Raw genomic sequence first — 18,031 nt, 5'->3', positions numbered from 1 at the left:
CAACCACCTGCGAAACGTCTAACAGGCTGCTGAAATACTCACTCCCCCTTGCCCAGGAGCATCTTCCTCGGCCCTCGCGCGTTTCTTGCGCCCGCTTTCCGTATCCTGAAAATCAGTGCTTCAGGTCGGCCTTTTTACCTTTCCCAGCCCGTTTTCTCGCCCCTTTTCCCTCACACCTGCCCCTGCAGACGGATTTGCCCCAAGCTGCGCAACCGCGTGAGGTTGTAGCCCGCCATCGTCAGCACAAACATCTGGTCCACCTTCTTGATCCCGCGCACCACCACCTGACGCATGTGCCCCACCGTCTTGGCCCAGCCAAAGCCTTGTTCGATCAGCTTTCTCTTTTGCTGGGAGATGGCGTAGCCTTCGCTGCCCGCGATCCTGTCAGGCACCGCCGATTGACGCCCTGATTTGTTCTGCGCCACATGGGGCAGCACGTTCATCTCTTGCAGCGCGTCGATGAACTCCCTGGCGTCGTAACCCTTGTCTGCGCCCAGCGTGATCGTGATGGGCTCATCGCCCGGTAGTGCCTGCCGCGCATCGTTGATCATGGCCTTGGCCGCTTCGCGCTCTGCATATCCGTCGGCCTGTGTGACCACGGCGCTGACCACCAGCCCGTGGCGGTTGTCGGTGAGTGTGTGGCCCATGAAGCGCAACTCGCTGGCTGTCTTGCCTTTGCGGTACAGCCTTGCATCCGCGTCCGTTGTGGACTCGTGGGTGTCGTTGCTGCGCTTTTGGTCTTTGAAGTTCCCCGCGTCGGTATCGTCGTCGCCCTGGCGGTCTTTGCGCACAAAACTCTTGTGGCCCGCCCAGGCCTGGATCAGGGTGCCATCCACGCTGAAGTGCTCGCCCGAGAGCAGTTCCTGCTCCTGGGCTTGTTGCACGATCTGATTGAAGAACTCGATGACCGCATCGTGCTCGATCAGACGTTCGCGGTTCTTGCTGAAGACGGTGGGCACCCAAACGGCATCGTCCATGGCCAGGCCAATGAACCAGCGAAACAGAAGGTTGTACTGGGTCTGCTCCATGAGTTGGCGCTCCGAGCGCACGCTGTAGAGCGCCTGGATGAGCATGGCGCGCAGCAGCTTCTCGGGGGCAATGCTGGGGCGCCCGCCCTTGATGTCGGCCGCATACATCTGGGCAAACAGATCGTCCATCTTCTCCAGGGCCTTGTTGACCATGATGCGGATCACCCGCAGGGGGTGGTCGGCGGGCACGAAGTCATCGAGATGGCGCATCGTGAACAGGCTCTCGGTGAAGGTGTCGGCTCCGCGCATGGATGGCTCGTCTGTCTGGTCAGTGGGGGGCTTGATTGTCGCGGCTGGGCGGCTGTCGCGGACTGTCGGTGGGGAGTATTTCAGCAGCCTGCTAGTGTGGTGTCTCAAAAGTAAGCATCAAATAATAGAGCTAGCTGCCCGCGCCACAGATGCCAAGATGGTGTCCGCACTTTTATGCCACACGAACGGCTTGGGATCCTCGTTGTGACGATCAATGTATTCCCGTATGGATTGCTCCAGCTGAGCAACGCTGGTGTGGGCGCTGCGCTTGATCCACTGCTCGCTGATCTGGCTAAAGAAACGCTCGACCAGATTGAGCCAGGACGCTGAGGTGGGCGTGAAGTGAACGTGGTAGCGAGGATGGGCTGCTAGCCAGGCCCGCACTGCCTGCGTCTTGTGCGTGCCGTAGTTGTCCATGATCAGGTGGATGTCTTGTTCGCCAGGCACCGCTGCATCGATGGCTTTGAGGAACTGCAGGAATTCCACACTGCGGTGACGGCGCTTGAGCTGTCCTATGACTTTGCCAGTGGCCACATCCAGCGCTGCAAACAGCGACGTTGTGCCATGGCGCTTGTAATCGTGCGTGCGCGTGCTGGGTTTGCCAAACGTCAGTGGTAACCCTGGTTGGGTGCGATCCAGAGCCTGGATCTGGCTCTTCTCGTCCACGCACAGCACCAAGGCGCGATCGGGTGGTGCCATATACAGCCCCACCACATCCCGTACCTTGTCCACGAAATGGGGATCCGTCGATAGCTTGAAGGTTTCTTGCAGGTGCGGCTTCAGCCCAAAGGCATGCCAGATGCGCTGCACCGTCGCGGGCGATACGCCAGCGTGCCGACTCATCTGGCGCACGCTCCAGTGCGTGGCGTTGTCAGGCTTGCTCTGGCGAACCTTGTCCACAATGAGCTGAACCTGCTCGTCGCCCACACTGCGCGGGCGGCCAGCGCGCGGGGCATCGGTCAAACCCGCCAGACGATACGCCCGGTAGCGCCGCCGCCACTTGGAGACAGTTTGCACCGTCGTGCCCAAGCGTTGGGCAATCATGGTGCCCGACTCCCCATCTGCGCAGCCCAGCACGATTCGCATGCGCAGCTTCTCGTCCTCGGGCGCTTTGCGTACGCGCAGTCGCGCATGCAGCTCTGCGCGCTCGGCATCGGTGATCTGCAGCTTCGTGGCGGGGCGTCCAGGGTGGGCCATCAGCGTAGTCTCCTATAAGGAAGCTGATTCGACCAACACCGGTCAAAATAGTTCTATCTATTTTTGAGACACCACACTAGCCATCGCCGTAGAAAATGGCGTGGACTTCACGGTCAGGCCGAAGGGTAGGGGTGCTGAATGAGTAGCCGCGACAAAGCCAATGCACTTCTGAAAAAGCCGGTGGCGGACTGCACAGAGAGCGAACTTGTGGCCTTGCAGAAATGTTCGACGGATGAACTGAAACGCCGGGTGTTTGAGAATCTGGAGCTGGTGGCGGCGCAGTATGTCGAGCTGTACGGCAAGAAGGACGGCATCGAGCAGATGGGCGAAGACTTGTGCAAGCACATTGCAGGCGGCAAGCATCCCGAAGGCTGGGCCGGCCTCGTTCGCCACCTTGTCAGGATCAGCGGATGAGCAAAGACACCAAAACGCCCGCGCCGATCACCGACGACGAGCGCCGCAAGCGTCAGAAGGCGGTCGATTTCGCCCGCGCATCTGTTGGGCTGGAAGGGTTTAAGCTAAGCCCGGAATGCGACGCTTTGGCCGTGCGCTACGTCAATGGGGAAATCGAAATTTCCGAGGTGATCGAGGGCATCAACGAGCAGGCGCAGCGCTTGCCGCGCTGAAGCTGTCTTGGCGACAGCTTCACGACCTGGCCAGCTCCTTTTTGTCGCCAACCGCTGGCCGGGCCATCGCGCATACGCGCTTCACTTGGCTTTGACTGCACCCGGCCAGCCTTGCCGTTTCCGCGATGCTCTTGCCGCCTTCGCGCAGGGCCACGATGCGGGCATGGGTGGCGGTATCGGTCTTGCGGCCGGCATACCGGCCCGCAGCCTTCGCCAGCTCAATGCCTTGGCGCTGGCGTTCGCGCCTGTCCTCGTAATCGTCGCGGGCCATTTGCAGGGCCAGTTTCAAAAGCATGTCCTGCGCGGACTCTGTCATTTTCAGAAGGTGACTGCACGGAATATCAAGAGTCGGCTGCACAGTCTTTTCTGATCTGTGGTCGTCTCAGAAAACGGAAAATAAAGCACGCTAAGCTGTGGAAGCCCCTGCCAAGCTCGTTCCACCTTGCAACGACGCAATCAGCGGACACGAAACATTCCCCTGCCGCGAATGGCAGGCGCACACCAGGTCAGACAGCACAGCCTCCATGCGCGCCAAATCGGCCATCTTCTCGCGCACGTCTTGGAGCTTGTGCTCGGCCAGGCTGCTGGCCTCCTCGCAGTGGGTGCCATCGTCGAGCCGCAGCAACTCGGCGATTTCATCCAGGCTGAAGCCCAACCGCTGGGCCGATTTCACGAATCGCACCCGTGTCACGTCCGCCGCGCCATAGCGGCGAATGCTGCCATAGGGCTTGTCCGGCTCGGGCAACAAGCCCTTGCGCTGATAGAACCGGATGGTCTCCACGTTGACGCCGGCTGCCTTGGCAAAAACGCCAATGGTCAGGTTCTCCAAATTATTTTCCATACCGCTTGACTCCGTACATGAGTACGGAAGTAAGGTTACGCTATCCAATTCAAATTCGAAAGGACAAGCGCATGTCTGAACCACAAACCGGGCGCGGCGCGCTCTTCACTGGCGGGCTGGCCGCCATCCTCGCCTCGGCCTGCTGCCTCGGGCCGCTGGTCTTGGTCGCCTTGGGATTCAGCGGGGCATGGATCGGCAACCTGACCGTGCTGGAGCCGTATCGCCCGATTTTCATCGGTGCAGCGTTGGTCGCGTTGTTCTTCGCCTGGCGGCGCATCTACCGCCCTACGCAAGCCTGCAAACCGGGTGAGGTCTGCGCGATTCCCCAAGTGCGAGCTACTTACAAGCTCATTTTCTGGGTCGTGGCCGTGCTGGTCCTGGTCGCCCTCGGATTTCCCTACGTCATGCCATTTTTCTACTGATCGGAGTTCACCATGAAAAAACTGTTTGCCTCCCTCGCGCTCGCCGCCATTGTTGCCCCGGTGTGGGCCGCCACTCAGACCGTCACGCTGTCTGTACCGGGCATGACCTGCTCCGCCTGCCCGATCACCGTCAAGAAGGCGATTTCCAAGGTCGAAGGCGTCAGCAAGGTTGACGTGACCTTCGAGACCCGCGAAGCGGTTGTCACTTTCGATGATGCCAAGACCAGCGTGCAGAAGCTGACCAAGGCCACCACCGATGCGGGCTATCCCTCCAGCATCAAGCAGTGAACCACTGAACCCGAACCTGGGGCGATCATGGGACTGATCACACGCATTGCCGACAAGGCTGGCGCGCTTGGCAGCGTTGTTTCCGCGATGGGCTGCGCCGTGTGCTTCCCGGCCATCGCCAGCTTGGGCGCGGCCATCGGCCTCGGTTTTCTACAGGAATACGAAGGATTGTTCATCTCCAAGCTGCTGCCGCTGTTCGCTGTCGTGGCTTTGCTGGCGAACGCATTGGGCTGGCTCAGTCATCGCCAATGGCACCGCAGTCTGCTCGGCATGATCGGGCCAGCCATCGTGTTCGCTGGAACTGTCTGGCTGCTTGGCAACTGGTGGGCAGCACACCTCGTATACACCGGCCTGGCGCTGATGGTCGGCGTGTCGATCTGGGACTTGGTTTCGCCGGCACATCGCCGTTGCGGCCCGGACGGTTGCGAACTCCCCACGAAACAAGGCTGACGGCGGAAGTCGGCAGCCAACACAGAAAAGGAACGATGAATGACCACCCTCAAAATTACCGGCATGACCTGCGACTCCTGCGCGGTTCACGTCAAGGAAGCTCTGGAGAAAGTGCCTGGCGTGCAATCAGCGGAGGTTTCCTATGCCAAGGGCAGCGCCAGGCTCGCCATCGAGGCCGACACATCGCCGGATACGCTGACCGCTGCCGTGGCCGGACTCGGCTATCGGGCTACGCTCGCCGATGCGCCCGTGGCTCCGGCGGGCGGCGGATTGCTCGGCAAGGTGCGCGAATGGCTGGGCAGTGATGACAAGGCTGGCGGGGATGCTGGCAAGCTCCATATCGCCGTGATCGGCAGCGGCGGCGCCGCGATGGCGGCAGCGCTGAAGGCCGTCGAACAAGGCGCGCACGTCACGCTGATCGAGCGCGGCACCATCGGCGGCACCTGCGTGAATGTCGGCTGCGTGCCGTCCAAGATCATGATCCGCGCCGCCCACGTCGCCCACTTGCGTCGCGAAAGCCCGTTCGATGGCGGCATGCCGCCCACGCCGCCGACGATCTTGCGTGAGCGGTTGCTGGTCCAGCAGCAGGCGCGCGTCGACGAACTGCGTCATGCTAAGTATGAGGGCATCCTGGACGGGAATCCGGCCATCACCGTTCTGCACGGCGAAGCGCGTTTCAAGGACGGCCAGAGCCTTGTCGTTCGTTTGAACGATGGTAACGAGCGCGCTGTGGCCTTCGACCGTTGCCTGGTCGCCACGGGTGCCAGTCCGGCCGTGCCGCCGATCCCGGGCTTGAAAGAGTCACCCTACTGGACTTCGACCGAGGCCCTGGTCAGCGACACGATTCCCGAACGCCTGGCCGTGATCGGCTCGTCAGTGGTGGCGCTGGAACTGGCGCAAGCCTTTGCCCGACTCGGCAGCAAGGTGACGATCCTGGCACGCAGCACGCTGTTCTTCCGCGAAGACCCGGCCATCGGCGAAGCCGTCACGGCCGCGTTTCGCATGGAGGGCATCGAGGTACTGGATCACACGCAGGCCAGCCAGGTCGCGCATGAAGGCGGCGAATTCGTGCTGACCACGGGGCACGGCGAAATACGCGCCGACAAGCTGCTGGTCGCTACCGGCCGAGCGCCGAACACGCGCAGCCTGAATCTGGAAGCGGCGGGCATCGCACTCAATCCGCAAGGCGCTATCGTCATCGACTCCGGCATGCGTACCAGCGTGGAACACATCTACGCCGCCGGCGACTGCACCGACCAGCCGCAGTTCGTATATGTGGCGGCAGCGGCCGGCACCCGTGCGGCGATCAACATGACGGGCGGCGACGCAACCCTGAACCTGACCGCGATGCCGGCGGTGGTGTTCACCGACCCGCAAGTGGCGACCGTGGGTTACAGCGAAGCGGAAGCACACCACGACGGCATCGAGACCGACAGCCGATTGCTGACGCTGGACAACGTGCCGCGCGCGCTGGCGAACTTCGATACGCGCGGCTTCATCAAGCTGGTAGTCGAAGTGGGCAGCGGGCGCTTGATCGGCGTGCAGGCGGTCACGCCGGAAGCGGGCGAGCTGATCCAAACGGCAGCGCTGGCGATTCGCAACCGCATGACGGTGCAGGAGCTGGCCGACCAGTTGTTCCCCTACCTGACGATGGTCGAAGGACTGAAGCTCGCGGCGCAGACCTTCAACAAGGACGTGAAGCAGCTTTCCTGCTGCGCTGGGTGAGGAAAAGGAGGTGTTCTATGAACGCCTACACGGTGTCCCGGCTGGCCCTTGATGCCGGGGTGAGCGTGCATATTGTGCGCGACTACCTGCTGCGCGGACTGCTGCGGCCGGTGGCGTGCACCCCAGGCGGCTACGGCCTGTTCGACGAGGCGGCCTTGCAACGGCTGTGCTTCGTGCGGGCGGCCTTCGAAGCGGGCATCGGCCTCGATGCGCTGGCGCGGTTGTGCCGGGCACTCGATACGGCGGACAGCGACCAGGCCGCAGCGCAGCTTGCCGTGCTGCGCCAGTTCGTCGAACGCCGACGCGAAGCGTTGGCCGATCTGGAAGTGCAGTTGGCCACCCTGCCGACCGAGCCGGCACAGCACGCGGAGAGTCTGCTATGAACAGTCCCGAGCGTTTGCCGACCGAAACACCCAAGCCGTTCACCGGCTATCTGTGGGGCGCGTTGGCCGTGCTCACCTGTCCCTGTCATTTGCCGATTCTCGCCGTTGTGCTGGCCGGAACGACAGCCGGCGCATTCATCGGGGAACATTGGGGTATTGCAGCCCTCACGCTGACCGGCTTATTCATTCTGTCCGTGACGCGGCTACTGCGCGCCTTCCGGGGCGGATCATGATGACTTCGCACCCCGCCGGATGGACGGCGACTGAGTTGGCGCAGGCGGCGGCGAGCCGGCAGCTTGAGCTGTATTACCAGCCGCTGGTCGATCTGCGTAATAACCGGATCGTCGGCGCGGAAGCGCTGCTGCGCTGGCGGCATCCGAGCTTGGGACTGCTGCCACCAGGTCAGTTCATACCGCTGGCCGAGTCGTCCGGCCTGATGCCGGCAATTGGCACGTGGGTGCTGTGCGAAGCCTGCCGACAGATGCGCAAGTGGCAAGCATTGGCGTGGCAGCCGTTCCGGCTCGCCGTCAATGTGTCCGCGAGTCAGGTCGGGCCGATGTTCGATGCCGAGATTCAGCGGGTGCTGACCGATGCGGACTTACCCGCCGAATGTCTGGAGATCGAGTTGACTGAATCGGTCGCCTTCGGCAATCCGGCCCTGTTCGCCACCTTCGACGCCTTGCGTGCCCTCGGCGTGCATTTCGCGGCCGACGACTTCGGCACGGGCTATTCCTGCCTGCAACATCTGAAGTGCTGCCCGATCACCACGCTGAAGATCGACCAATCGTTCGTTGCCAGGCTGCCGGACGATACCCGCGACCAATGCATCGTGCGGGCGGTGATCCAGCTCGCGCATGGGCTGGGCATGGAGGTAGTGGCCGAAGGCGTGGAAACACCCGACAGCCTGGCGTGGTTGCGGCAGGCCGGCTGCGACACGGTGCAGGGCTTTCTGTTCGCCAAGCCGATGCCGGCGGCGACCTTCGCCAGCTTCGTCAACCAATGGAGAAACACCACCATGAACGTCAACGAACCGAGCACCGCTTGCTGCGTGTGTTGCAAGGAAATCCCGCTCGATGCCGCCTTCACCCCGGAAGGCGCGGAGTACGTCGAGCACTTCTGCGGGCTGGAGTGCTACCAGCGCTTCCAGGCACGCGCCATTACTGCGACCGAAACCAGCGCCAAGCCGAGCGCTTGCGATTCGCCGCCGTCAGGCGGAGGCTGACTACTTGTCAGGTACGGTTGAGTAGTTTCGTCCCATCTGGGCGCAACTCGCCTTTTGGGGAAATGTGTCGGTACAGGGTCTGTCGCGTGATGCCGAGTTCCTGGCACAGGTCGCCGACCTTGGTTTCGGGCTGGCACATTGCCGCCATCGCCAGGCGCAGCTTGGCGGCCGTCATCTTGAACGGCCGGCCACCTTTCCGACCGCGCGCCCGTGCCGAGGCCAGGCCCGCCACGGTGCGCTCGGCGATCAGTTCGCGCTCGAACTCGGCCAGCGCGGCAAAGATGCCGAAGACCAGCTTGCCGGCGGCCGTCGTGGTGTCGATGGCCGCACCGTGGCCGGTCAGCACCTTCAGTCCGACACCACGGCCGGTCAGGTCGTGGACGGTATTGATCAGGTGGCGCAGGTCACGCCCGAGCCGGTCCAGTTTCCACACCACCAGCGTATCCCCCTCGCGCAGCGCCTTTAGGCAGCTCGCCAAGCCAGGGCGGTCTTCGCGCTTGCCAGACGCCTGATCCTCGTAAAGTTGGGTGGGATCGACGCCAGAAGTGACTAGCGCATCGCGCTGCAAGTCGGTGGCCTGTGAGCCGTCTGCCTTCGATACCCGCATGTAGCCAATCAGCATCTTGCACCTGTCACATATACGTTCGATTATGTGACAGTGTGAACCGGAAAGTTCTGGTCGTCAAAATTTGTCACTTAACCCGTCATTCTGTCTAAGACATGCAAAGGGCTCGTCAGGCTCGTAATGTGACAAAAATTCCGTGGGGATGCCTTCCTTCGCGAAGGTAGCGCGCAACTGTTCCAGGGAAGCGGGGTCGCGCCGACCATAGGAAGCCAACGCGAACAGCGAGCGTGCCGTCTCGGGGTCGTGCCGCGCTTCAATGATGGCCTCATCAATGGCCTTGACCGCACGCTGCCAGTGATCGACGGGTTCGGGCTTCAGCGCTTTCGCCGGCAGGCCACTGGTGAACCAGGTTTGGGGCTCGGACCAGAACAGCTTTGCATGCTCGCCTGGCGGGCTAATATCCCTCACCTCAATCAAGCTGATTGCCGTTGCCGCCGCCTCCAGCATCTGCAATCGTACTGCCGGGTTCAGGGTTTCATACGGTCGCCACAGACTTTGCCCAGCACGCAGCGGATGCCCGCAGCCTTCCCATACTTGGCGGAGATACCCCGCGCAGGTTCCGCACGTCGAAAGCGGGGTGTTCAGCTCATCGAGCAGCGTGCGTATTAGCCGAAACCACAATCCAGCGTGGATGCGTCGGCGCGGCAGCTCCACATGGCCGGTCGTCAGTGCCTGCCAGGTACGCCGGTCCATCACTGCAATCGCGTCGCTGGCGGTGCGCGGCGCAGTGTCGGCGTTATCCCAGCCGAGAAACCGCCCAGGCACGCCCCAATAGGATTCCAGCCAGCAACCATGCAGCGGGCAGCTCAGCATCAGGGGCAGCTTCCATGCAAGCAGTACGGCTTGGTTTGCCGGGTCGTTCAGACAGAGCGGACAGGCGCGATGTATCGGCTGGCTGGGCAGCCAGGCACGCCAGTTCGTGATGGATCGCGTCCTACGGCGGAGTTTCGGCAGCAGCACCGAGAGCTGGAACGCATAGGTTTCCAATGCGTCTGGAATCTGATCATCAAGGCTATCCAGTAGCCAAGGCACCCAGCCGGCGAAACTCATGCAACGCAGCCGGTCCAGCTCGATGCCGCTCCGCTGGAAGAGCATCATCAGCAGCGACAGTGGTGGCGCGGTATCCAGGTCATCAACCTGGCCGTGACCAAGATCGTGCTCCAGCAGGTCGGACACCTCCATGTGATAGCAAAGGGCCACGCGGTTGAGCCATGAAGACAAGGCTTCGCCTTCCTTGGGAGCCGGATGCAGCGGCCAGCGTGGCGCTGGCTTCACATCAGTTCCCGCTCGAATTGCCGACGCCGCTCGCTTGGGCCGGTGTAATCGGCCATGCTGAGCGTGCGGTGGTTGATCGCTTCCTCGCCGCTCTCCACGGCGACGAGGGCCGCCGCCATCAGCAAGTGCGCCAGTTCGCCGATGGTGCCCTCGCTGCGTGTGAGCAGGTAGCGGGCCATGTCCAGCGTGGCAATCGACGAGGGTCGCCGCAATGGAAGCGAAGCGGCGAAGCTGGCCAGCAGTGAGCAGCAATCGTCGTTGGCCTCCCACACCGGCAGCATCATGGGCTCGAAGCGGTTTTCCAATTGGTCATCCGAGCGGATGGCCAGGTAGGCGTCGCGCGTGCCGACCCCGACCAATGGGATGCGCAGCTCATTGCCGAGGAAGCGCAGCAGGTTGAGAAATTCCCGCCGGTTGACGCTGTTGCCGGCCAAGACGTTGTGCAGCTCGTCGATCACCAGCATGCGCACGCCGACCTTGCGCAGCAGTGCCAGCGCCAGTTGCTCCATTTCCGGCAGCCGTGGGCGCGGGCGCAATGGTGCCCCCATCGCGGCAAGTAGCGCGACGTAGAAGCGGATCACCGACGGTTCGGACGGCATCTGCACGACCAGCACCGGCATGTGTTCCTGGTCCGCGTCGGAGCTGGCCGGATGCGTGCGCCGGAATTTCTCGATGATCATCGACTTGCCGTTGTTGGTCGGGCCAACCAGCAGCAGGTTGGGCATGCGTTGCTTGTTTGGCCACGCATACAGGGTTTCCAGCCGGTTCAGCGCCTCGACCGCGCGCGGGTAGCCGATCCAGCGGTCGGCGCGAAGGCGCTGGATGCGCTCGTCCGCCGGCAGCCGAGCCAGCCCCTGTGCCGCTGGCAGCAGGTGTGACAAGTCGATGATGGGATATTCGTCCACGGCTACCACTCCTCGATCTGGTCGAACGGTTTGGCCGGAGGCAGGTTGTCTGCCTGCGGATCAGCAACGTCCGTTTTCGGCGGAATCGGCTTGTCCGGCGGAGGCGATGCCTTGAGGTGCTGGCGTCGATCCGCGTCGCGCCGCGCCTTGCGCGTGGCCTTCTGTGCGGTGGACACGATTTCGCGCATCTGGCCGATCATGCGAAACAGCGCCGACTCATCCACCTGTTCGCGCCCTTGCTGCCGCAATTTCGCCAGCGCCTGTCGTTGTTCCCAGAGGGTGACAGCCGGGTGCGACAAGGTGCGGTATGGAATTTCCAGATAGTGCTGCCCCTCCGGCTCCAGCACCCAAATGCGGCTGATGTCGCGCGGGTCGCGCCGGATCAGGAACGCAGGCAAGCGGTCGCGCCGAGCTATCCACGGCTTGAGCGCATCGGCGTAGTAATGGATGTGGTCGATGACGAAGCCGGTGCGGGTCAGCGTGCGGCGGATGATGGGCAGAAAATCGACCAGAAAAGCCGTGGTGCGAGTGATGACGGTTGGCACGCCGGTCCGCGCGATAGCTTCGGCCCAGCGCGCTGCCGGCGGCTGGAGCAGGCCGTTGTGCACGGAGCCGTGGTAGGTGCCGACCGCCAATGTGAGCCAGCGCTCCAGCTCACGCAGCGTCAGGGCGGCCTTGTTTTCGGAATCGTAGTCGCCGCGCTGGTCAGGGTTGGAGAAGGTCGTCCCTGGCAATTCGTCGTGGATCATCTGCATCGCCGTGCCGATGATCCGTTCCACGATGCCGCCGTAGTGCGGCTGCCCGAGCGGGCGATAGTCAAGCCGGATGCCATGCTGCTCGCAGCCTCGGCGTAGCGCTTCGCTCTTGAACTCGGCCGCGTTGTCCAGGTAGAGCAGCCTGGGCTTGCCGCTCATCGGCCACTCCATTTCTATGTTCAGACCCTCCAGCCAGGGACGCTTGTCGCAGGCGACATGCACAAGGCACAGGCCGACCGAAACAGATGACGGCGCTTCCAGCGTGACGACCATGCCGAGCACGCAGCGGGTAAACACGTCGATGGCGATGGTCAGATACGGACGGCCAATCGGTTGCCGGTCGCGCTCGTCCACCACGATCAGGTCGATGACCGTGTGATCAATCTGCACTTGTTCCAGTGGCGCGGTCACGGCGGGAGGCTCACCACCGACACCTTGCAGGCTGCGGGACGCATCCTGACCTTCCCGGCGGCGAGTGGCCTTGAGCGGATCGAGGCCGGCGATCCGCAGAGCCACGGTGTTGCGCGCCGGCGCCCGCAGCTTTTGCGCTTTGCAAGCCTGCGCGACCTCGCGGTGGAACGCTGCCAGGCTACGCTTCTGCTTGGTCAGGAAGCGCTTTTGCAGCAACTCGCGGATGATGCGCTCAACTGATTCCGGCAAGCGTCCCTTGCCTTTTCCGCCGCCGGATCGGCTGCGAGCCAGGTCCGTCACAAGCCCAGCACCTTGCCGGGCACGGCGGATTAGGACATACACCTGCCGCCTGGACAGGCCAAGCGCGTGAGCAGCGGCATCGGCGGCTTCATGCCCGACCACATCAAGCGCTGCCAGCGGCCCGATGATTTCCGCCCGTTGCCGGGCCTGCGCCCAAGCCGCATCGGGCAGGGTGGCCACGCCTTGCTCGGCAATCAATGATGTGTCTGACGCCATGCTCACACCTCGCTTTGGTGCACACGAGTATTGAGCATAGTCGAGATTGGTGCAGATGACTTCTGATATTGCGTGGTCAGGAGCCGACTGCACACCTGGCGTTACGCCCCGTCAATTGGTGCAGTCGTCTTCTGAAAAGACGCCCTCAAATGGCAATCTAAATTGGCTAGGCCATTTTTGGCTACTCAAGTTGCCCATGCAGCATGAAATGCTTGCGGTTTGGCGTCATTGCTATACAATGGGTGCATTGATAGCTCTTGATGGAGATATACCAAATGGCAAACGTGAATGTAAGAAATCTGCCCGATGAGGTGCATCGGGCTATCCGAATCCAAGCCGCCCAGCATGGCCGCAGCACCGAGGCCGAAATCCGCGACATCTTGGAGCGGGCAGCGAAGCCAGAGGGCCGCATGAAACTTGGTTCGTTCCTGGCTTCCATCGCCCGCGAGGCTGGCGGCCTGACGGATGAAGAACACGCCTTGTTTGAGCGCGCGCGCATCAAGTCTCCGGCCCGTGCGGTGAGCTTCGAATGATCCTGCTCGATACGAACGTGATTTCGGAGCCGCAGCGCCGGGAGCCTAATGCCCGCGTCCTTGACTGGATCGACGCGCAGGCGCTGGAAACACTCTACCTTTCCGCGATTACGGTAGCCGAGCTGCGTGCGGGTATTGCGCTGATGCCGGCCGGAAAGCGTCGGGACGGCCTGCATGAGAACTTGGAAAAGCGCTTGCTGCCGATGTTCGCTAACCGGGTGTTGCCGTTCGATATGGCTTGCACGAAGGCTTATGCCGAGCTGCTGGCCAAGTCCCGCGATGCCGGCTTGGCGGTCGAAACGGCTGATGCCTTCATTGCGGCCGTCGCCCTTGCCAACGGCTTCGCCGTCGCCACCCGTGACACCACCCCGTTTGAGGCTGCCGGGCTGAATGTCATCAACCCGTGGGAGGTGGCGCAGTGACCACGGCCCAAGAGAAACACACAGCATGGCTAGCCGCCGAGATTCAGGCCGCCATCGACGATCCAAGGCCAAGCATCCCGCATGAGGAAGTCATGGCCCGGATGGATGCCCAGCTTGCCCGCTTGGGAAAGGGCAGGCCGACAGAACACGCGGCGCGGAAAGCGCCGTGACGACGTGGTGACAAACGGATCTCGCCGGCGAAATCTACTTGTCACCAATACCAACCCCGGCGCTCTAACGCCGGTTTTTCAGGAGTGGCGAAGATGAATGAAGATCAACACTTGGGCGCATCACTCGATGCGGCAGAGGTGCCAGTGAGCGGGTTTTTCGAGCAGATCGAACCGAAGGTGAGGAAGGGCAGGGCGTGGACGTTCCACCGTCTGAATGCCGCTTGCGACACCCCTAACGGGGAGCGCGTGCAGGCCGTGCTTTACCCCGACGACGGCCAAGGCTTCGCCTTGTACGCCCGGCAGGGTCAGACCTTGCACGCCATCACGCACGACGGCCGCCCGGTACGCTTTCGGACGTTTGAAAAGGCACTCACGACGCTGGCCGACGTGACGCACCTTGACCCCGAAATAATCGTGGATTCGTCCAACTGGTGCGAGGAAACCGGCCCGCACTGACGCAGGAAAAAGAAAGGCCCGGCACTGCTCTAACAGTGTCGGGCCGGGGTGCAGCCCCGGAGTGGCGAACTCATAAAGGGCTGCTGACCATCACCAAAACAGGCAAATGACCATGACCAATACTACCAAAAATGGCGCAGGACAGACAGCAAAAAACCTTGATGGTGATCCGTTTGACGAAGCCACCTACTGCGCCGAGCTGATTGAAATGGGCCTGCCGGCCGACGAAGCCGCCAACGTCGCCGAAAAGACGGCAGAGGCCCGCCGCGAAGCCTTCACCGCAAACGAGTTCCGGCAAAAGCTCATCGACTCGGGCATTGGCGAAGAAGCAGCGAAGCGGCAGGCCGAGGCCGCCAAGCGGTTCTTTCGCTCACCAGAGCGCAAAGCCGAGCCGGTACGCGTTGATGGCTTCCAGCCCTTGGGCGGCATCCTTGGTGCCGGTGGCGTGCTGCCCGGCGTGAAGCCGGCCAGCGGGCCAGCATCCGGCACGCAATCACGCATGGAGGAAATCAGAGCGAAGCGGCGCAAGGCGGTAGAGGCGCAGGCCCTGCCGGGCGAGACGTTCGAGCAGGCCGAGCGGCGCTTTTTGCACGGCAACGACCGCCCGGCCGACACATCCGGCGGCAGCACTCTGCGTAAGCCTCCAGAGGGCGATGCACAGGCCGATTTTTTCGTGCCGATGCTGTACGACGTGGCGACCAAAGATAGCCGCGACATCATGGACGTGGCCGTTTTTCGGCTGTCTAAGGATAAGAAGCGACCTAACGAAACTATCCGCTAACGCATCGGCCACAGCCTGCATTTCATCGACACGTTTGGCCTGCGCCGGGCTGATCCGGCCGGTATAAATGGCGCGCTTGAGGGCGTTAACAGCCTCGCCCCGATTGAGCACCCGGCGCAACTCGTTCCTGAAAGCGTCCTTGACAAAGTAGTCAGCCAAAAACGCCGTACGCAGCAACCGCCCCAATTGCACGCCAGCCTCATAGATTGGATCGCCCTGGGCGGCAGAACCGAACCGCGCAAGAGCTGCCACCGCACTGGCATGTCCGCTCATGACCGAGGCTGCCAGGTGCACCAGACTATCCCAATGCTTTTCGATCAAAGCGACGTCGACATTGGCTTCGCACACCGCAGCGATTTCTGCGGGCACTTTGGTGCCGCGTGGCACAAAGAGGTGGCGCTGTTTGAGTTCCTTCAACCGCGGGCAAAGATCAAAACCAAGCAAACGGGCATGTGACATGGCAAAGTCGGTGTAGCCATGGGTATCCACAGCAAGCTGGCTGGTCTCCAGCTTTTCTTGGCGGATGACACCTTCAATGGCCACGCCCGCCTGGCGCTCATTGAGCACAAAGGGCTGCGCATGGAAGATGCCCCACCGGTCTTTTACATGGGAGTAGATTCCAATGGAAGGTGTGTTGCGCCGAGGATCAAGCCGGGCTTGCCACACCCGTTTGGTGGTCTCCATGCTCATCATGTCAGAAGATGCCAAATCGGACCGCCCCCAGGTGGCGGCAATCGGGTGTCGCTGCATGAATTCCAGCACAGCCTGGCAGGCCTGGCTCAGACGCCGTTCGTCCCGCGCCCAGCGCATGGCCTGGCGAATGCTGGTGGCAGACAATTGCGGAATCATGCGCGCGCATTCGACCGCAGTCAGACTGGTGCCGTGGGCCATGATGCCGGCATAGACCATCAGCAGCTCGTCGGTAGAGCGCGGCTCACGTCCGAGCATGATCCAGCTAAAGCGCACCTGGGCGTCAACGGCCAGAATCACTTCCGGCAATTGAACCTCACCGATGCGGTGATCCAAAGCCGCGCGCAGCTTGGTCACTTCTGGGTCTTCGTCCTCTGCGGGCAATGGCGACAAATGGAGTTCATCATCCACGCGCAGTACGCCACTGCGGGCTGCAGCGGCCACCGCATCGACACCGGCAGTTACTCTGGCCAGCAAAGGCTTCAAGAAAGTGGCAGCCTTGCTGGGTAACGATAGACGGGCATAGTGTTTCTTGGACTCTGCCTGCCAACGCTCGTCCGTGAAGAACAAGCGCGCACGACCCCGAAAGCTCAGGCTGTGCTCAATCCAGACCGAGCCATTGCGCACCGCGCGGCGCAGGGCAAACAGGGTGGCCACCTCCAACGCCTGAAACGCCCGTTCCCGGTCTGGGCTGGAGATCGAAACCTGCCAGATCATTCCCAGACTTGGTGCCACCACTTCAACTGGCAGCTTTCTGGATCCTTTGAGATATAAAGCTTGCAGCTTGGCAAGGTACTCGATGGCAGGATGCTCGCCGGTGGCCTGCCAGGGCAGCTTTGCAATGGCGACGAGCAACGACCGCACGGGGCGAATTCCATCAATCAATCCCTCGCGGACCAGGGAGGCCCTGCTCGGTGGTTTGCGTTTCTGGGTTTCGGTGATCAAGGCTTCAAGACGGGCACGCAACTCAGCATCTGGCACCGCACCTTGCGCGCTCAAGGCAACAAGTTCGCCGAGCAGCGTTTTGTACATTGCGGCCCAATTGACGGTAGCGGGGACATCGGCGGCAGCCTGACGCCACAGATCGGCGATCCGGCGCTGCACCATAAGGATCAACTGGTCTGTGGTGGTGAACAGGCAATACCGAAGAAAGCATGCGACCTCCACGGTGCGCGCTGGCTCTTTGATCTTGGCTCCGGCTGAGGGCGGCCTGGAGACAAGTCGGCGCGCGTAGCGGCGCAAGATGAGATCGGGGATGTCTGCCAGGTGCTTATGAACGTCCAGCGTGTAAAGCAGGTCGATGCGCTCCAGTACCTCGCTGATTTGGCGGGTTGAGTGTTTCGCCGGTGCAGCCCATAGCCAACTCTGCTGGGTTTGTCCATCTGGGCGCAGCTCTGAAACTGAGGCTCGCCAGCGATCAAGTGTTGCTGGATCAACGCTGGCGGCGATGGCGGTGCCTGTTTCAACTTCAAGCTGGGCAAGTGCCGCCGCAATCAGTGTCCGAATTGCCCGCTCGTGCACGATCACCAGCTTGTTCTTGTACAGCCATTGACGCGCCCGCACGAGTAGCTGATCGCGGTCGGCGCAGCGCGCCACTTCGTCGCGCAGTTCACGTACCAGTGAGCGGCGCTGGTGCTCGCTCATCCACTGGAATCCAAGGACCGTGCAGGCTACTTGTTGGTGATCGAATAGCGTGCGCCCGCGTTCATACATGGCTCTCAGCGAGGCGACTTCTGGTGCTGCAATGCCAAGCTCGTTGCCAAGGTGGCGCCACAAGGCTACTGGAATTACCCGAAAGGCACCGAGCAAACGCCCACTCATGCGCAGGAAACCAATATGGAGCGCCAGACCAAGCTTGTGGGAATCACCTCGGCGTGCATTGATTGCGTCGCGCTCGGCACCATCGAAGGTGAAAAATGCCTTCATCTCGAAGTCGCTGATATCGCGGGGGAGCCCACGCATCCCCAAAAACGTTGTGTGCCAACCCTGCATCGTGAACCTCAAAAGTGGGAGGCCACCATACCCGTTTACAAAGCGAACAGGAAAGTCAATGAAATCAAC

23 protein-coding genes are annotated in these 18,031 nt (G+C 62.0%); 13 read left to right on the top strand and 10 right to left on the bottom strand.

Annotated elements, in window-relative coordinates; genetic code table 11:
- Positions 1-170 precede the first annotated feature (170 nt).
- The gene (locus BDD18_RS21685; RefSeq protein WP_142085841.1) at positions 171-1,277 is read right to left on the bottom strand and encodes an IS5 family transposase; all 1,107 of its coding nucleotides are present in this window, start codon (positions 1,275-1,277) and stop codon (positions 171-173) included.
- A 117-nt stretch (positions 1,278-1,394) separates the two neighbouring features.
- A complete protein-coding gene (locus BDD18_RS21680) occupies positions 1,395-2,474 on the bottom strand; it encodes an IS630 family transposase (RefSeq protein WP_142085838.1) in 1,080 nt (359 codons plus the stop codon).
- 138 nt (positions 2,475-2,612) lie between these two features.
- Between BDD18_RS21680 and BDD18_RS21675 the strand changes: the two genes are divergently transcribed.
- Together BDD18_RS21675 and BDD18_RS21670 are read left to right on the top strand one after the other, a co-directional pair.
- A complete protein-coding gene (locus tag BDD18_RS21675; RefSeq protein WP_066693082.1) occupies positions 2,613-2,888 on the top strand; it encodes a hypothetical protein in 276 nt (91 codons plus the stop codon).
- Complete coding sequence (locus BDD18_RS21670) at positions 2,885-3,100, top strand: antitoxin VbhA family protein (protein WP_066693083.1); 216 nt, start codon at positions 2,885-2,887, stop codon at positions 3,098-3,100. The genes BDD18_RS21675 and BDD18_RS21670 overlap by 4 nt, the downstream gene beginning before the upstream one ends.
- A gap of 19 nt (positions 3,101-3,119) precedes the next feature.
- Here the strand turns inward: BDD18_RS21670 and BDD18_RS21665 are convergent, their stop codons facing one another.
- The gene (locus tag BDD18_RS21665) at positions 3,120-3,389 is read right to left on the bottom strand and encodes a helix-turn-helix domain-containing protein (RefSeq protein WP_244939189.1); all 270 of its coding nucleotides are present in this window, start codon (positions 3,387-3,389) and stop codon (positions 3,120-3,122) included.
- 117 nt (positions 3,390-3,506) lie between these two features.
- Positions 3,507-3,941 (bottom strand): mercury resistance transcriptional regulator MerR, encoded by a 435-nt coding sequence (locus BDD18_RS21660; protein ID WP_010981353.1) that lies wholly within the window; start codon positions 3,939-3,941, stop codon positions 3,507-3,509.
- Between the two features lie 71 nt (positions 3,942-4,012).
- Between BDD18_RS21660 and merT the strand changes: the two genes are divergently transcribed.
- Genes merT through BDD18_RS22665 form a run of 7 tightly spaced genes read left to right on the top strand, consistent with a single transcriptional unit; the run spans position 4,013 to position 8,431 of the window.
- Positions 4,013-4,363 (top strand): mercuric ion transporter MerT, encoded by a 351-nt coding sequence (gene merT, locus BDD18_RS21655; RefSeq protein ID WP_004099002.1) that lies wholly within the window; start codon positions 4,013-4,015, stop codon positions 4,361-4,363.
- A 12-nt stretch (positions 4,364-4,375) separates the two neighbouring features.
- Entirely contained in the window at positions 4,376-4,651 is a 276-nt protein-coding gene (gene merP / locus BDD18_RS21650; RefSeq protein ID WP_004099005.1) for a mercury resistance system periplasmic binding protein MerP, read from the top strand.
- A 27-nt stretch (positions 4,652-4,678) separates the two neighbouring features.
- Complete coding sequence (merC, locus tag BDD18_RS21645) at positions 4,679-5,101, top strand: organomercurial transporter MerC (RefSeq protein WP_113935370.1); 423 nt, start codon at positions 4,679-4,681, stop codon at positions 5,099-5,101.
- A 39-nt stretch (positions 5,102-5,140) separates the two neighbouring features.
- Complete coding sequence (merA, locus tag BDD18_RS21640; RefSeq protein WP_137821424.1) at positions 5,141-6,826, top strand: mercury(II) reductase; 1,686 nt, start codon at positions 5,141-5,143, stop codon at positions 6,824-6,826.
- A gap of 17 nt (positions 6,827-6,843) precedes the next feature.
- Entirely contained in the window at positions 6,844-7,209 is a 366-nt protein-coding gene (gene merD, locus BDD18_RS21635) for a mercury resistance co-regulator MerD (RefSeq protein WP_113935372.1), read from the top strand.
- On the top strand, positions 7,206-7,442 hold the full coding sequence (merE, locus tag BDD18_RS21630) for a broad-spectrum mercury transporter MerE (protein WP_113935373.1): 237 nt from the start codon (positions 7,206-7,208) through the stop codon (positions 7,440-7,442). Before merD ends, merE begins: the two co-directional genes overlap by 4 nt.
- The gene (locus tag BDD18_RS22665) at positions 7,439-8,431 is read left to right on the top strand and encodes a DUF3330 domain-containing protein (RefSeq protein WP_113935374.1); all 993 of its coding nucleotides are present in this window, start codon (positions 7,439-7,441) and stop codon (positions 8,429-8,431) included. Before merE ends, BDD18_RS22665 begins: the two co-directional genes overlap by 4 nt.
- A 7-nt stretch (positions 8,432-8,438) precedes the next feature.
- Here BDD18_RS22665 and BDD18_RS21620 read toward each other — a convergent pair whose 3' ends face one another.
- Genes BDD18_RS21620 through BDD18_RS21605 form a run of 4 tightly spaced genes read right to left on the bottom strand, consistent with a single transcriptional unit; the run spans position 8,439 to position 12,918 of the window.
- On the bottom strand, positions 8,439-9,053 hold the full coding sequence (locus BDD18_RS21620; RefSeq protein ID WP_015063516.1) for a recombinase family protein: 615 nt from the start codon (positions 9,051-9,053) through the stop codon (positions 8,439-8,441).
- A 60-nt stretch (positions 9,054-9,113) separates the two neighbouring features.
- Complete coding sequence (locus BDD18_RS21615) at positions 9,114-10,331, bottom strand: TniQ family protein (protein ID WP_142085835.1); 1,218 nt, start codon at positions 10,329-10,331, stop codon at positions 9,114-9,116.
- Positions 10,328-11,236: a TniB family NTP-binding protein gene (locus BDD18_RS21610; RefSeq protein ID WP_003830789.1), complete on the bottom strand. Its 909-nt coding sequence runs from the start codon at positions 11,234-11,236 to the stop codon at positions 10,328-10,330. The genes BDD18_RS21615 and BDD18_RS21610 overlap by 4 nt, the downstream gene beginning before the upstream one ends.
- A 2-nt stretch (positions 11,237-11,238) precedes the next feature.
- Positions 11,239-12,918: a Mu transposase C-terminal domain-containing protein gene (locus BDD18_RS21605; RefSeq protein WP_142085833.1), complete on the bottom strand. Its 1,680-nt coding sequence runs from the start codon at positions 12,916-12,918 to the stop codon at positions 11,239-11,241.
- Between the two features lie 275 nt (positions 12,919-13,193).
- Between BDD18_RS21605 and BDD18_RS21595 the strand changes: the two genes are divergently transcribed.
- The 4 genes from BDD18_RS21595 to BDD18_RS21580 all read left to right on the top strand — a co-directional run bounded on the left by BDD18_RS21595 (position 13,194) and on the right by BDD18_RS21580 (position 14,499).
- Positions 13,194-13,451, top strand: a complete 258-nt coding sequence (locus tag BDD18_RS21595) for a FitA-like ribbon-helix-helix domain-containing protein (protein ID WP_066693085.1) — start codon at positions 13,194-13,196, stop codon at positions 13,449-13,451.
- Positions 13,448-13,873, top strand: coding sequence for a type II toxin-antitoxin system VapC family toxin (locus BDD18_RS21590; protein ID WP_066693088.1), 426 nt, complete (start codon positions 13,448-13,450; stop codon positions 13,871-13,873). The genes BDD18_RS21595 and BDD18_RS21590 overlap by 4 nt, the downstream gene beginning before the upstream one ends.
- Positions 13,855-14,043: a type II toxin-antitoxin system RelB family antitoxin gene (relB, locus tag BDD18_RS23020; RefSeq protein WP_142085829.1), complete on the top strand. Its 189-nt coding sequence runs from the start codon at positions 13,855-13,857 to the stop codon at positions 14,041-14,043. The genes BDD18_RS21590 and relB overlap by 19 nt, the downstream gene beginning before the upstream one ends.
- A gap of 93 nt (positions 14,044-14,136) precedes the next feature.
- Positions 14,137-14,499 carry a hypothetical protein gene (locus tag BDD18_RS21580; protein ID WP_066693091.1) on the top strand — a complete coding sequence of 121 codons (363 nt, stop codon included), beginning with the start codon at positions 14,137-14,139 and terminating at the stop codon, positions 14,497-14,499.
- A gap of 70 nt (positions 14,500-14,569) precedes the next feature.
- On the opposite strand, the gene BDD18_RS22220 is transcribed toward BDD18_RS21580, so the two are convergent.
- Both BDD18_RS22220 and BDD18_RS21570 read right to left on the bottom strand, forming a co-directional pair.
- Complete coding sequence (locus tag BDD18_RS22220; RefSeq protein ID WP_170207447.1) at positions 14,570-14,797, bottom strand: hypothetical protein; 228 nt, start codon at positions 14,795-14,797, stop codon at positions 14,570-14,572.
- A gap of 195 nt (positions 14,798-14,992) precedes the next feature.
- Positions 14,993-17,962 (bottom strand): Tn3 family transposase, encoded by a 2,970-nt coding sequence (locus BDD18_RS21570; protein WP_338071836.1) that lies wholly within the window; start codon positions 17,960-17,962, stop codon positions 14,993-14,995.
- Between the last annotated feature and the right edge of the window lie 69 nt (positions 17,963-18,031).

It is taken from the genome of Acidovorax temperans (assembly GCF_006716905.1).
GTDB lineage: Bacteria > Pseudomonadota > Gammaproteobacteria > Burkholderiales > Burkholderiaceae_C > Acidovorax > Acidovorax temperans.
Note: the sequence above shows the minus strand (reverse complement) of the source record. Positions and strands in the feature narration are given on the sequence as shown.